Source organism: Mesorhizobium sp. C432A, assembly GCF_030323145.1.
Taxonomy (GTDB): domain Bacteria; phylum Pseudomonadota; class Alphaproteobacteria; order Rhizobiales; family Rhizobiaceae; genus Mesorhizobium.
On the sequence record NZ_CP100470.1, the window covers coordinates 3,874,638 to 3,888,812 of the forward strand.

The window sequence follows — 14,175 nt, forward strand, 5'->3', positions numbered from 1 at the left end:
CAACATCTTGTGTGTCACATATGTGGATAACGGGGACAAAAAGCGGCTGAGGAAAGCCCGATTCTGCCGGCGTGGACCGCTGGTGAGCGGTTCACCCGAGGCAGGCCCGGCCGGATTCTGGCTCACAGCCTTTTCATTTTAGCTGGCGTGCATTATGTCTTTGGCCTCGCGCGGGGGCGCGTCTTGTCAATTCCAAGAGCATCCGTTACGCCCCGCCCATGACAGTTACCGTCCGTTTTGCCCCCTCACCAACCGGCCGCATTCATATCGGCAATGCCCGCACCGCCTTGTTCAACTGGCTGTTTGCCATGAACAACAAGGGCCGTTTCATCCAGCGCTTCGACGACACAGACATTGCCCGCTCGAGGCAGGAATTTTCCGACGCCATCCTCTACGACCTGCACTGGCTGGGGATTTTCCCCGATGCCACCGAATACCAGTCGCGGCGCTTCGAAACTTACGACGCGGCAGTGGAGCGGCTGCAAAGGGCCGGCGTTGTCTATCCCTGCTACGAAACCCCCGAAGAACTCGACCTGCGCCGCAAGGTGCGCCGCACGCGCGGCCTGCCGCCAGTCTATGGCCGCGAGGCGCTGGCGCTTTCGCAGCAGCAGATCGCCGAATACCGGTCGGACGGGCGCCGGCCGCACTGGCGCTTCCTGCTGCCGAACTTCACCAGCGATCCGCTGCAGCCCGAGCGCACCGAAGTGCACTGGAACGATCTGGTGCGCGGCGAGGAAACCGTCGATCTGGCCTCACTGTCCGATCCGGTGCTGCGGCGCGAGGACGGCACTTATCTCTACACGCTGCCTTCGGTCGTCGACGACATCGAGATGGGCGTCAGCCATGTCATCCGCGGCGACGACCACGTCACCAACACCGGCGTGCAGATCGCGCTGTTCAAGGCATTGGGCGCCGAGCCGCCTGTCTTCGGCCACCACAATCTCTTGACCACGGCCTCGGGCGAGGGCCTGTCGAAGCGCAGCGGTGCGCTGTCGATCGAAAGCCTGCGCGAGGAGGGCATCGAACCGATGGCTGTGGCTTCGCTGGCCGTCCTTGTCGGCACCTCGGAAAATGTCGCGGCGGTGCATGACATGCCGGCACTGGCCGCGCGCTTCGATCCCGCCGCCACGTCGAAATCGGCGGCCAAATTCGACCCGGACGAGCTGTTCGTGCTCAATCGTGCGCTCATGCACCACATGCCGTTTTCCGAGGCGCGGGATCGGCTGATCGTGCTCGGCATCTCCGGCGACAAGGCCGAGCCGTTCTGGCTGGCGGTGCGCGGCAATCTCGACCGGCTGAGCGACGCGGTCGGCTGGTGGCGTATCCTTGCCGACGGCCCGCGGCCGGCGCCGGAATTTTCCGACGAGGATCGCGACTTCCTGCAGCAGGCCTTCGACCTGCTGCCGGAAGAGCCGTGGACCGGCACGGTCTGGAAAGACTGGACGGCCAGGATCAGGGAAGCCAGCGGCCGCAAGGGCAAGGCGCTGTTCATGCCGCTCAGGTTGGCCCTTACCGGACTTGCTTCCGGGCCGGAGCTTGCAGATCTATTGCCGCTGCTGGGTCGGGAAGGAACGCTGGCCCGACGACCCTGACCTTGCGCTGGTCCGGCGGGATCAGCGACACCGGCGACACCACCGGCTTGACGGCAAGGCGCTTGATGGCGGCGCGGTCGAGCCCGCCTTGTACGTTCGCCAGCGTCTCCGGATCCGCGCCCGGATCGGGTTTGGCCGCCGGCACCGGAATGAATGGCGTTGTCTCGGTATCAGGCTGCGATTGCTCGGGCGGTAGCGGGTTGCCGCCGATGATCTCGAAATTTCCGGCCTGCGCATTGCAGCCACAAGCCAGCGGCCGCGACATGTTGGGCTGTTTGTAGAGATAGGCGGTCGGCAACTCGCTGTAGGGCCTGCCGGTCGCCGACGACGTCATGTTGGCCGAATCGTCTTCCATGCCGCGCGAATAGAACACCTGCATTTCGGTGCCGGGGCAGCTCGATTCGCAGTTCTTCTGGTCGCGCTCGAAATCGCCGAGCGAAGCCGAGTTCGACATCGGGAAGAAATAGCCGTCGCAGGTGCGCACGCAGCTCGTATGGAACTCGCCGCCGACCGTCGGGAAATCCGGCACGCCGGGCTGATTGAGCACCCGGCGCACATTGCGCTCCTCGCCGGGATCGTCGGGCTGATCGAGCGTGTCGATCTGCCGGTTGCCGCCGAAAAGCTGGTCGAACAGATTGCCGTCGTCGGGTTCGCGGCTGGCTTCCTGCAGCGGCTCCCGGCGCGGCGCGGGCTCGTCACGGCAGCCATTGGCGTCGAGCGCGGCCAGGATGCGGCCGCGGTCGCGCCGCGAGCCGCCGCCGGCAAGCTGCGCGCGCTTGGCTTGCAACGCATCGAGATTGGCGTTCATGCGATCGATGCTGCTGTTCAGCGCGGCACATTGGCTGACATTGCGCGAAAACAGCGAAAACCCGCAATTCGCATCGCTCGCACGACCGCGCACCTTTGATAGCTGTTCGAACTGGCGGGAGATGGCCTTGTCATACTTCCGCACCATGCTGGAATTGCCGCCGCCATTCGATGAAGAAGCAAGCTCGGCTTCCAGTTGACGGCAAACGCGGGAGGCGGCCTGCGGTTCAGTGGTGGCGACGGCCGAAAGCACAAGCGCGCCGAGCAGCGCAGCCAGATGCTTCAGCCTCCATCGTCCGCCCGTCATTGCCCGAAACCCCGCTTGCCTGCCTGTCTACCGGATTCGCGGTTAACCGTTCCCTCAATCTACAACCAAAGATGGTCTTAGCCCATAGACGCGTTGCAGGAGGGGTTTGGTTAGAGCGGCAACTGTGCGGTCTCACCGCTGCATGAAAAAGGCGCAATCGCCCCGGAATTATCCCACGATCCAGCAATGCCCCGGGGAGCTGGCATGATCGCGATTACCGGTCGAACCGCGCTGCAGTTCGGTCTGTTGTGCCTGGCGGCGCCCGCAGCCTTGGCGCAGGAAAATCCAGCCGCTCCGGACTGGCGCAGCAAATTGGTCGAAGCCGCGCGTGAGCAGATCGGCGTCACCACATTCTACGACCCGACCTATGTCCGCCTCGGCTATCCCGGCGGCGACGTCGCGCCGGATAGGGGCGTGTGCACGGATGTTATCGTGCGGGCCTATCGCCGCGCCTTCGAGCTCGACCTGCAGAAGCTGGTTCACGAGGACATGGCGGCCAATTTCGCCGCCTATCCCAAGACCTGGGGTCTGAAAGCGACCGACCGCAACATCGACCACCGACGGGTCGGCAATCTTGCCGCAATTTTCGGGCGCAAGGGAGTTTCCTTGCCCGCCAGCGAGTATCCTCCCGACTTTCAGCCGGGCGATATCGTCACCCAGATGCTGCCCGGCAACCTGCCGCACATCGTCATCGTCTCATCCGAACGCTCGGCTGACGTGCCGGAACGAGCGCTGGTCATCCACAATATCGGGTCGGGCGCCCGCGAGGAGGACACGCTGTTCGCCTTCAAGCAGACCGGGCATTACCGCTTCGCGCCTGCGTGGGAAACTCAGCCGAAATGAACCACCGCCTGCGCCTTGTGCGCCGCCTCGACCACTGCCAGCGCCGTCATATTGACGACGCCGCGCGACGTCACCGACGGCGTCAAGATATGCGCCGGCTTGTCGGTGCCAAGCAGGATCGGCCCGACATGCAGCGCGTCCATCATCGTGCGCAGCGCGGTCAGCGTGATGTTGGCGGAGTCGAGGTTGGGGAACACCAGGAGATTGGCTTCGCCCTTCAGCCGCGAATGCGGATAGACGCGCTGGCGCAGATGCTCCGACAGGGCTGAATCGGCATGCATCTCGCCGTCGCATTGCAGCTCGGGCGCAACGCGCGCCAGGATCGCCGCCGCCTGCCGCATCTTCAGCGCGCTGGGGGAATCGCGCGAGCCGAAATCCGAATGCGACAGCAGCGCTGCCTTCGGCTCGATGCCGAACCGCTGGATTTCCTCCGCCGCCAGAATGGTCATTTCGGCGATCTCCTCGGCCGTCGGGTCGACCGAGACATGGGTGTCGGTGAGGAAGATGATGCCGCGTTGCGAGATCAGCATCGACAGCGTCGACAGGTCGCGGTCCTTGACGCCTGCGCGTGGTCCGATGACCAGCGTCACATTGCGCAGATGCCGCTCGAAGCGGCCCTCGAGGCCGCAGATCATGGCGTCGGCATCGCCGCGCTTCAGCGCCAGCGCGGCAATCACCGTATTGTCGGTGCGCACCATGGTGCGCGCGGCCTCCGTCGTCACGCCGCGCCGGCCGGCAAGCTCGATCAACAGGTCGACATAATGGCGGTAGCGCGGATCGTCTTCCGGGTTGATCAGGCCGAAATCTACGCCCGGCTTGATACGCAGGCCGTAGCGCTTCAGCCTGACCTCGATGACATGCGGGCGGCCGATCAGGATCGGCTCGGCAATGCCTTCCTCCAGCACCACCTGGGCTGCGCGCAGCACGCGCTCGTCCTCGCCGTCGGCATAGATTACGCGCTTGGCGGTCGACGCCTTGGCCGACGAAAACACCGGCTTCATCACCAGGCCGGAGCGGAAGACGAAGCGGTTGAGCTGGTCGATATAGGCGGCGAAGTCGGTGATCGGCCGGGTCGCGACGCCGGTGTCGCAGGCAGCCTTGGCCACCGCCGGCGCGATGCGCAGGATCAGGCGGGGATCGAAGGGCGAGGGGATAAGGAAGTCGGGTCCGAAGATCGGCGTCTCGCCGGAATAGGCGCGGGCGGCGACGTCGGATGGTTCTTCGCGGGCAAGCGCGGCGATCGCCCGGACCGCGGCCATTTTCATCTCCTCGTTGATGGCGCTGGCGCCGCAATCCAGCGCACCGCGGAAGATGTAAGGAAAACAAAGCACGTTGTTGACCTGATTGGGGAAATCGGAACGGCCGGTGCAGATCATCGCGTCGGGACGAGCGGCGCGCGCGACCTCCGGCATGATCTCGGGATTGGGGTTGGCCAGCGCCAGGATCAACGGCTTAGGCGCCATATGATCAAGCAATTCCGGCTTCAGCACGCCGGCGGCCGACAGGCCGAGAAAAACGTCGGCGCCAGGGATCACATCGGCCAGCGTGCGCGCCTCGGTGTCCTTCACATAGGGGTCTTTCCAACGATCCATCTCGTCGGTGCGGCCCTTGTAGGCGACGCCGAAGCGGTCGGTGACCCAGATGTTCTCTACCTTGGCGCCAAGCGAGACCAACAGGTTGAGGCAGGCGAGCGCTGCCGCACCGGCGCCTGAGGTGACGATCTTGATGTCGGAAATGGTCTTGCCGGCGAATTCCAGCCCGTTGAGCACGGCGGCGGCGACGATGATGGCGGTGCCATGCTGGTCGTCATGGAAGACGGGAATGCCCATGCGGGCCTTCAGCTGCGCCTCGACCTCGAAGCATTCGGGCGCCTTGATGTCCTCGAGATTGATGCCGCCGAATGTCGGTTCCAGCGCCGAGATCGTCTCGACCATGCGCTCTATGCCCGGCGCGTCGATCTCGATGTCGAAGACGTCGATGCCGGCGAATTTCTTGAACAGCACCGCCTTGCCTTCCATCACCGGCTTGGAGGCGAGCGGGCCGATATTGCCGAGGCCGAGAACGGCCGAGCCGTTGGAGACGACGCCGACCAGATTGGCGCGCGCCGTGTAGTCGGCGGCGGTCGCCGGATTGTCGCGGATTTCGAGGCAGGGGGCGGCAACACCAGGCGAATAGGCCAGCGCCAGATCGCGCTGGTTGCCGAGTGGCTTGGTCGCCTGGATCTCGAGCTTTCCCGGCCTTGGATGCTTATGGAAGTAGAGGGCGGCTTCGTCGAGGTCCGAACGTGCCGTTTTCTTGTTCTCGCCTTCCATGCGGCCGCTCCCTCAAACCTGCTTTGCAGCCTTTTAGCACGCAAAAATGGTTTTTCGCGACGCCAAATGACGCAAGGGCGGCTAAAACAACCGGGGCCGGAGATATCGAACTATTTCAAACAATTGCGCTGAAATGCTGCCGATTATCCATCGAGCCCTTTAGAACGCGCTGACATAGAGGCCGCCATCGACCGGGATGTTCTGACCGGTGAGATAGCCGGCATGGACCGAGCACAGAAAGGCGCAGATCTGGCCGAACTCTTCCGGCGTGCCGAGCCGCTTGGCCGGAACGTCGGCGCTGATGCGGGTCTTGCGCGCTGCGGCCGCTGCCGGGTCTTCCATCGTGCCGGCCTCATGCGGGCCGCGCAGCCGGTCGGTGTCGAGCTTGCCCGGCAGCAGGCTGTTGATGGTGACGTTGCGGTCGATCACCGTTCGTGCCACGCCGGCGAGGAACGAAGTCAGCCCGGCTCGCGCGCCGGACGACAGATCGAGGCCGGGAATCGGGACGTAGACCGACAGCGAGGTGATGTTGACGATGCGGCCGAAGCCGCGCTTGGCCATGCCGTCGATGACGGCCTGCACCAGTTCGATCGGCGTCACCATGTTCTGCGTCACGCCTTCGAGGATCTTTGCGCGGTCGAGTTCGCGGAAATCGCGCAAGGGCGGGCCGCCATTGTTGTTGACCAGGATATCCGGGTCGGGGCAGGCGGCAAGGAGCGCGTGCTGCACGTCGGGTTTCGAGACGTCGCCGACGATCTCGGTCACCTTCACGCCGTAGCGTTCGCGCAGTTCGGCTGCGGTTTTTGCCAGCAACTCGGCATTGCGGCCGTTGACGACGAGATCGCAGCCGGCCTCGGCCAGCGCCATGGCGCAGCCGCGGCCCAGCCCTTTGCTCGATGCGCAGACGATGGCCTTCTTGCCCTTGATGCCCAGATCCATGACGATTTTCTCCTGTGAATGGCGCGGCACGCTAGCCCTTTGGCTGGCCCAATCGCAACCGTCATACGGTTGTTGCATGAATCGGGGCATAGCCTGCGCGAAAGCAACGGTGACGATCTGATGTCCGGTACAGAAACCCGCACTTTCCGCAGCATGTTCATATCCGACCTGCATCTCGGATCGAAGGCGGCCAAGGCCGAGTTCCTGATCGATTTCCTGCGGTATCACGACGCCGATATCATCTATCTCGTCGGTGATATCGTCGACGGCTGGCGGCTGCGGCGCAGCTGGCATTGGCCGCAGAGCCACAATGACGTCGTCCAGAAACTGCTGCGCAAGGCGCGCAAGGGCACCTCGATCACCTATATCGCCGGCAATCACGACGAATTCGCGCGCCAGTTCCAAGGCGTGCATTTCGGCGGCATCGTCGTTGCCGACCGCGCCATCCACGAAACCGCCGATGGCAAGCGCCTGCTGGTCATCCATGGCGACCAGTTCGACACCGTCGTCCACAATGCACGCTGGCTGGCCTATCTCGGCGACTACGCCTATGACGCCGCGATGGTGGTCAACCGCGTGGTGACGAGGCTCCGCCATTTGCTGGGTCTCCCTTACTGGTCGTTCTCGTCCTGGGCCAAGGTCAAGGTCAAGAAGGCGGTGAACTTCATCGGTTCGTTCCAGACGGTGCTGACCGAGGAGGCCCGCCGCTCGCATGTCGACGGCGTCATCTGCGGCCACATCCATCACGCCGCGATCGAGACTTATGAGAATGTGCAGTACATCAACACCGGCGACTGGGTGGAGAGCTGCACGGCGGTGGTCGAACATTTCGATGGCAAGATGGAGATCATCCACTGGGCGCTGGTGCTGCCCGAAGCACCGGACGAGCCGTTCATCCCCTTGCTGATCGAAGACAGGGTCGTCGAAGCGGCATAACCCTCCTGTTAATCGACTGGTCCAGGCAGTTTCGGACCGCTTTCGCGCATGTTAAGGGATCGATCTGCGTTGCAGCCCTTTGTGCAGCGTAATTGGATCGATTCATGTCGCTGCCGCCGCTCTCGCCCGAACAACTCGTCAAGCCGCGCCATTTCGAACTGCGCATGAGTCTGATCTTCGCGACATTATTCGTGTCGCTGGGAACGCATGTGCCTTATTTCCCGCTGTGGCTGCATGCCCAGGGTTTCCACGCCGAGCAGATCGCCATCATCCTGGCGGCGCCGATGTTCCTGCGCGTGGTGACAACACCCCTGCTGACCGCGCTGGCCGACCGGGCGAAGGACAGGGCGGATGTCTATATCGCGCTGGTGGCCGCGACGATGGTGCTTTCCGCCGGCTATTTCCTCAACCCGACCTACGCCATGGTGCTTGCCGTATCGCTGGCGCTGACGGTGGTGTGGACGCCGCATTCGCCGATCGCCGATTCGCTCGCGCTGTCGGGTGTGCGCCGCTTTGGCTCGAACTACACCGCGATGCGCAAATGGGGCTCGATATCCTATCTCTGCGCCAATGTCGCAGGCGGCTTTATCCTCGCCTGGACGAGCCCGCAGGCCGTGCCGGTAATCATCTTTGCGGCATTGTCTGCCGCGCTCGTCGCCGGATTGCTGGCGCCGCGGCTTGGCCGCCCGCGCCGGGCTTCGCCGCTATCTGCCGCCGACATCCAGCATCAGGCGCCGAGCCTTCTCAATCCGTATTTCCTGTATTTCACCCTCGGCGTCGGCATCATCACCGCCAGCCATGCCTTCCTCTACGGCTTTGTCTCAATCTACTGGAAATCGGTCGGCATCAGCGATTCCGTCGTTGGCCTGCTGTGGGCCTGGGGCGTGGTGGCCGAGGTCTGCATGTTCGTGTTTTTCAACCGTATTTTTGCCTCCGTCTCAGTCGTCAAGGTGATGCTGATCGCCGGCGTCGGCTCCATCGTGCGCTGGATCGCCTTTCCGTTGATCTGGCCACTCGGGCTTGGCGTTGCCGGTTTCTTCGGCGTCCAGACCCTGCATTCGGTGTCGGTGGCGATGGTGTTGATCGGCCTGCAGAAGATGATCGGCGAAACGGTTTCGGAAGAACGCACGGGTGCGGCGCAAGGCATTGCCTATTTCTTCAACGGCTTCTTCATGGCGGCGGTGACGCTGGCGTCCGGCCCGCTTTATGAGCGCTACGGCGTCGACGGCTTCCTGGCGATGATCCCGATCGCCATCATCGGCCTGGCGCTGATCGGGCTCGCCGCGCGTTCAGCCCCACAGCATCCTGTCAGGCGGTAACACCAGCGACCCCTGGTACACGAGGCCGGGCTGGCGGTCGCGGGCAAGCAGCAGCGGACCGTCGAGGTCGACGAAGTCGGCGCCTTGCGCCAAAAGCACTGCCGGCGCCATCGCCAGCGACGTGCCGACCATGCAGCCGACCATCACGCCGAATCCCAGCTCCCGGGCGCGGTCGCGAAGGGTAAGGGCGGCGGTCAGGCCGCCGGATTTGTCGAGCTTGATGTTGATGGCGTCATAGAGGCCGACAAGCGCTTCGAGGTCCTTCGCCTCGTGGAGGCTTTCGTCTGCGCAGATCGGCACCGGATGCGCGATGTGGCGCAGGATGGCATCATGGCCGGCGGGAAGCGGCTGTTCGATCAGGGCTATCCCATGTTCGGCGGCGAAAGCGAGATTCTCGATGATGTTGGCATCGGTCCAGCCTTCATTGGCGTCGAGGATGATGCGGCTGTCGGGCGCCGCTTCGGTCACGGCGCGGATGCGGGCCATGTCGTTGTCGCCGCCAATCTTGACCTTGAGCAGCGGCCGCCCGGCATTGGCGCGGGCTTGCGCCGCCATTGCCTCCGGCTCGCCCAGCGACAGCGTGTAGGCCGTCTCCAGCGCCGACAAGGGCACAGCGTGGATGGCGTCCGCGACCGCAACGCCGCTGATCTTGGCCTCCAGGTCCCACAAGGCGCAATCGATGGCGTTGCGGGCAGCACCCGCCGGCACCGCATCGAGCAGGTCCTTGCGGCTGATGCCGCCTTCTATCTGCCGGCGCATGGCCTCGGTGGCGTCGCGCACCCCCTCCATGGTCTCGCCATAGCGCTTGTAGGGGACGCATTCGCCCCATCCGCGATTGTCCCCATCGCTGATCGTGCAGGTAATGACTTCGGCTTCGGTCTTCGACCCGCGCGAGATGGTGAAGGTGCCGGCAATGGGAAAACGCTCGGCCTCAACCGAAATGACACGCGCCATAATTTTCTGCTCCGGCTATGCGACAACGCGTCGTCGGCAAATCGACAGGTACGACCCGTCAGGCTAAACAGGACGCCATGTTGACCATCGGCAAACGCGACGCAAGCGGCAACGCCGCCAAGGAGGCCGACCACCAGCCCCGCGTTGCGGTCGGCGAGGAGGGCGGCGTCCTCGGCTGCGCTTTCTCCGGCATCTGGACGACGACGACAGTGGCGCTGATCGACGCCGAGATGCGCAAGATCGAGCAGCGCAAAGGCTTCCAGACGCTCGCTTTGGATCTCTCCCACATCGAGAAGATGGACACCGCCGGCGCCTGGCTGATCGATCGCCTGGTCAGCGTCTTCGAAAAGAAGGGTGTCGAGATCAAGATGCAGGGGCAAAGCGATGTCGCCTCGATCCTGCTCGGCGCCGTTGGCGAAGCTGTCCGGCGCGAGCCCGAATCGCGCGGCGTCCGGCGCCCCAACATCATCCTCCGCGGGCTGGAGGCGGTCGGCCGCCGCATCTATGAGATGCGCGACGATTTCCTCGCCTCGATGAACATCCTCGGCGCCACCATCGGCGGCGCCCAGATGAAGCTCGGGCGCGGCCATGCCATCAATCCGGCGGCGATCTTCAACCAGATCGATCGCATGGGGGTCGGCGCCATCCCCGTGGTGGTGCTGATGTCGGCGATCGTCGGCGCCATCGTCGCCCAGCAGGGCGCCTACCAGCTCAATTATTTCGGCGCCAACATTTTCGTTGTCGATCTGGTCGGCGTGCTGATCCTGCGCGAACTCGGCGTGCTGATGACCGCCATCATGATCGCCGGCCGCTCCGGCAGCGCCATCACCGCCGAGATCGGCTCGATGAAGATGCGCGAGGAGGTCGACGCGCTGAAGGTCATCGGCCTCAACCCGATCGGCGTGCTGGTGTTTCCGCGCCTGGTGGCGCTGGTGATCGCGCTGCCCTGTCTCACCATCGTCGCCAATTTTGCCGCTCTTGGCGGCGGCATCCTAGCCGCCTGGCTTTATTCCGGTATTGCGCCGACGGCCTTCATCGACCGGCTGCGCGGCGCGATCGATATCAGCACCATCTTCGCCGGGCTGATCAAGGCGCCGTTCATGGCCATGATCATCGGCACCATTGCTTCCGTAGAAGGCATGAAGGTCGGCGGCAGCGCCGAATCGCTGGGTCTGCACGTCACTGCCTCGGTGGTGAAGTCGATCTTCGTCGTCATCATCCTCGATGGCCTTTTCGCCATCTTCTACGCGTCGATCGAGTTCTGACATGATGCGCAGAAACTCAAAGGCGACCAAGGCTGTGCAGGGAACGGGCGAAAGCGATATCGTGCTGTCGGTGCGCGACATCACCGTTGCCCTGGACGACAAGCTGATCCTCGACAAACTGGCGCTCGACATCAAGCGCGGCGAAATCCTCGGTTTCGTCGGCGCCTCGGGCGCCGGCAAATCGGTGCTGCTGCGCACGATTCTCGGCCTGCTGCACAAGCAGTCCGGCACGATCAAGCTGTTTGGTCTCGACCTCGAAAAGGCCAGCGACATCGAACGGTTGCGCATCGACATGCGCCTTGGCGTGCTTTTCCAGCACGGCGCCCTGTTTTCGGCGTTGACCGTGCAGGAAAACGTGCAGGTGCCGATGCGCGAATATCTCGATCTGCCGAAGAAACTGATGGACGAGCTGGCCTTGCTCAAGATCGAACTGGTCGGCCTGCCGCCGGACGCCGCGCAAAAATTTCCCTCGGAGCTTTCGGGCGGCATGATCAAGCGAGCCGCCCTGGCGCGGGCGCTGGCGCTCGACCCCGACATCGTCTTCCTCGACGAGCCGACTTCCGGCCTCGACCCGATCAGCGCGTCCGAATTCGACGAACTGGTGGTCAAGCTGCGCGATACGATGGATTTGACGGTCTATATGGTGACGCACGATCTCGACACGCTGTTTACCGCTTGCGACCGCGTGGCGGTGCTCGGCAACAAGAAAATCCTGGTCGAAGGCACGATCGACGACATGCTGAAAAGCGAAGAACCGTGGGTCAAATCCTATTTCCGCGGAAAACGGGCTCGGCAACTTGATCTTGCCGCGCGCGCATAGACATAAGTGGGGCAATGGAAACCAGAGCCAACTACGTAATTGTCGGCATTTTCACCCTGGCTGCAATCCTGGCGGCGTTCGGGTTCGTCTATTGGACCGCCCAGATCGGTGATCGCGGCGAGACGGCGGAGCTGCGCGTGCGCATTCAGGGTTCGGCCTCCGGCCTCGGCCCCGGCAGTCTGGTGCTGTTCAACGGCGTCAAGGTCGGGGTGGTCAAGCGCGTCTATTTCGACCGCAATGACCCCAATGCCGCCATTGCTACGACCGAGATCGACCAGACAACGCCGCTCACCAAATCGACGCAGGCCGATATCGGCATCGCCAGCCTTGCCGGCCAGGTCAACATCGAATTGAAGGGCGCCGATCCAAAGGAACCAAATCTCCTGGAAGAGGCGGCAAAGGAAGGCAGGACCGCCGAGATCGTCGCCAATCCATCGGCGGTCACCAACCTGCTGCAGACTGCGCAGAATATCTTCACCCGTGCCGACAAGGTGCTTTCCGAACTCGAAGGTTTCACCAGGGATGTGCGCGGGCCGCTGACCCAGACCGTCAAGAACGCCCAGACATTTTCCGATGCGCTGGCCAGGAATGCCGACGGCATCGACAAGTTCCTGACCGCCGTCAGCGCGCTGTCGGATGAGCTGAAGGGTGTTTCCGGCAAGCTCGACGGCACGCTGAAGGCTGCCGAAGGCCTGCTCAATGCCGTCGACAAGGACAAGATCAAGAGCATCGTCGCCAATGTGGACGCCGTCACCGCCAATCTGAAGGAGACCAGCGGACAGCTCGACGGCGTGATCAAGAACGTCGATACCGCGGTCGGCTCGGTCAACGATTTCGCCACGCGCACGCAAGGCACGCTGGCCAAGGTCGACAATGTGCTCGACGGCATCGATCCGGCACAAGTGCGCGTGGCGCTCGCCAACATTCAGAAGGCCAGCGAAAATGCCAACAAGGCCGCCGCCGACATCGCTAAGGTGACCGACAAGTTCGCCGACCGGGCCGACGACATCGACGAGACGATCAAGGACGCCAAACAGCTTGCGTCGCGCCTCAACGATGCCTCGGTGCGCGTCGACGGCATCCTGAAAAGGGTCGATACGCTGCTCGGTTCGGGCCAAGCCGACGGCGTCATGGCCGATGCCAGGGACACGCTGAAGTCGTTCAAGCAGGTCGCCGACACGCTGAACGCCCGGCTTGGCACGATCACCGACAATATTGCGCGCTTCTCGGGCCAGGGCCTGTCGAATGTCGAGGCGCTGGTCCAGGACAGCCGGCGTTCGATCAGCCGCATCGAAGAGGCGGTGACCGATCTCAGCCGCAACCCGCAGCGCATCCTGTCGGGCGGCGACGGCGAGGTCCGGCAGTTCGATGGCAGGGCACGGCGTTGACTTCCGTGCCCGCCCGCAGCAATTACATGGACCGCGGATGCGGATTCATCATACGATCCGGGGACAGTGGGGATCACGCGTGACGTTCGGGTTGGGTGGGTATAGATCGGCAGTCGTTTTGCTTGGCCTGACGCTGGCTGGTTGCGCGGCATTGGGAGGCAAGCCGGCGCCACTCGATACGTTCGAGCTGTCCGCCCCGTCGATCGACGCGCATGGCCACAGCCGCCGCCAGATCCTGATCGCCCAGCCATCCGCGCTCAAGGCGCTGGACAGCCAGAACATCGTCATCAAGCCGTCAGATCGCTCGATCCAGTATCTCAAGGGCGCGCAATGGGCCGACCGGCTGCCGCTGATCGTGCAGGCGAGGCTCGCCGAAACCTTCCAGCGCTCCGGCAGCTTTGCCGGCGTAGGCAAGCCGGGCGAGGGGCTGGCGATCGACTACCAGGTGATTGTCGAGATCCGCTCCTTCGAAGTCCGCGTCAATGGCGGCGAGCATGCCGAGGTCAATCTCTTCGTGCGCATCCTGAACGACCGCAACGGCGAGGTGCGCGCCTCCAAAAGCTTTACCGCATCCGCTCCCGTCTCCGGCAGCGGCAATCCGGCCTATGTCAACGCGCTCGACAGCGCCTTCGGCGAGGCGGCGAAGGATATTGTGGGCTGGACGGATTCGGTGATCTGAGCCGGTCGAGGCTT

At 63.7% G+C, this 14,175-nt stretch carries 12 protein-coding genes; 8 read left to right on the plus strand and 4 right to left on the minus strand.

Features of this window, described 5'->3' with window-relative positions:
* Window positions 1-218 precede the first annotated feature (218 nt).
* Window positions 219-1,592, plus strand: coding sequence for a glutamate--tRNA ligase (gene gltX / locus NLY33_RS18755; protein ID WP_023706502.1), 1,374 nt, complete (start codon window positions 219-221; stop codon window positions 1,590-1,592).
* Here gltX and NLY33_RS18760 read toward each other — a convergent pair.
* Window positions 1,510-2,706, minus strand: a complete 1,197-nt coding sequence (locus NLY33_RS18760) for a DUF2865 domain-containing protein (RefSeq protein WP_023706503.1) — start codon at window positions 2,704-2,706, stop codon at window positions 1,510-1,512. The genes gltX and NLY33_RS18760 overlap by 83 nt on opposite strands.
* A gap of 204 nt (window positions 2,707-2,910) precedes the next feature.
* Between NLY33_RS18760 and NLY33_RS18765 the strand changes: the two genes are divergently transcribed.
* A complete protein-coding gene (locus NLY33_RS18765; protein WP_023706504.1) occupies window positions 2,911-3,549 on the plus strand; it encodes a DUF1287 domain-containing protein in 639 nt (212 codons plus the stop codon).
* Here NLY33_RS18765 and NLY33_RS18770 read toward each other — a convergent pair.
* Both NLY33_RS18770 and NLY33_RS18775 read right to left on the minus strand, forming a co-directional pair.
* Window positions 3,537-5,861: an NADP-dependent malic enzyme gene (locus tag NLY33_RS18770; RefSeq protein WP_023706505.1), complete on the minus strand. Its 2,325-nt coding sequence runs from the start codon at window positions 5,859-5,861 to the stop codon at window positions 3,537-3,539. The genes NLY33_RS18765 and NLY33_RS18770 overlap by 13 nt on opposite strands.
* A gap of 159 nt (window positions 5,862-6,020) precedes the next feature.
* Window positions 6,021-6,800, minus strand: coding sequence for an SDR family oxidoreductase (locus tag NLY33_RS18775; RefSeq protein ID WP_023706506.1), 780 nt, complete (start codon window positions 6,798-6,800; stop codon window positions 6,021-6,023).
* Window positions 6,801-6,920: 120 nt separating this feature from the next.
* Here NLY33_RS18775 and NLY33_RS18780 point away from each other — a divergent pair, with 120 nt between their 5' ends.
* Together NLY33_RS18780 and NLY33_RS18785 are read left to right on the plus strand one after the other, a co-directional pair.
* On the plus strand, window positions 6,921-7,736 hold the full coding sequence (locus tag NLY33_RS18780; protein ID WP_023709329.1) for a UDP-2,3-diacylglucosamine diphosphatase: 816 nt from the start codon (window positions 6,921-6,923) through the stop codon (window positions 7,734-7,736).
* Between the two features lie 104 nt (window positions 7,737-7,840).
* Window positions 7,841-9,055, plus strand: a complete 1,215-nt coding sequence (locus tag NLY33_RS18785; protein ID WP_023694172.1) for an MFS transporter — start codon at window positions 7,841-7,843, stop codon at window positions 9,053-9,055.
* Here the strand turns inward: NLY33_RS18785 and dgcA are convergent.
* Window positions 9,026-10,009 (minus strand): N-acetyl-D-Glu racemase DgcA, encoded by a 984-nt coding sequence (gene dgcA, locus NLY33_RS18790; RefSeq protein ID WP_023706508.1) that lies wholly within the window; start codon window positions 10,007-10,009, stop codon window positions 9,026-9,028. The two genes, NLY33_RS18785 and dgcA, sit on opposite strands and share 30 nt — an antisense overlap.
* A gap of 77 nt (window positions 10,010-10,086) precedes the next feature.
* Here dgcA and NLY33_RS18795 point away from each other — a divergent pair, with 77 nt between their 5' ends.
* Genes NLY33_RS18795 through NLY33_RS18810 form a run of 4 tightly spaced genes read left to right on the plus strand, consistent with a single transcriptional unit; the run spans window position 10,087 to window position 14,161 of the window.
* Window positions 10,087-11,274 (plus strand): MlaE family ABC transporter permease, encoded by a 1,188-nt coding sequence (locus tag NLY33_RS18795; protein WP_023708615.1) that lies wholly within the window; start codon window positions 10,087-10,089, stop codon window positions 11,272-11,274.
* A gap of 1 nt (window position 11,275) precedes the next feature.
* Window positions 11,276-12,094, plus strand: coding sequence for an ABC transporter ATP-binding protein (locus NLY33_RS18800; protein WP_023706510.1), 819 nt, complete (start codon window positions 11,276-11,278; stop codon window positions 12,092-12,094).
* A 14-nt stretch (window positions 12,095-12,108) separates the two neighbouring features.
* On the plus strand, window positions 12,109-13,482 hold the full coding sequence (locus tag NLY33_RS18805; protein ID WP_023708614.1) for an MlaD family protein: 1,374 nt from the start codon (window positions 12,109-12,111) through the stop codon (window positions 13,480-13,482).
* A gap of 37 nt (window positions 13,483-13,519) precedes the next feature.
* Window positions 13,520-14,161: an ABC-type transport auxiliary lipoprotein family protein gene (locus NLY33_RS18810; protein WP_444849047.1), complete on the plus strand. Its 642-nt coding sequence runs from the start codon at window positions 13,520-13,522 to the stop codon at window positions 14,159-14,161.
* Window positions 14,162-14,175: the final 14 nt, after the last annotated feature.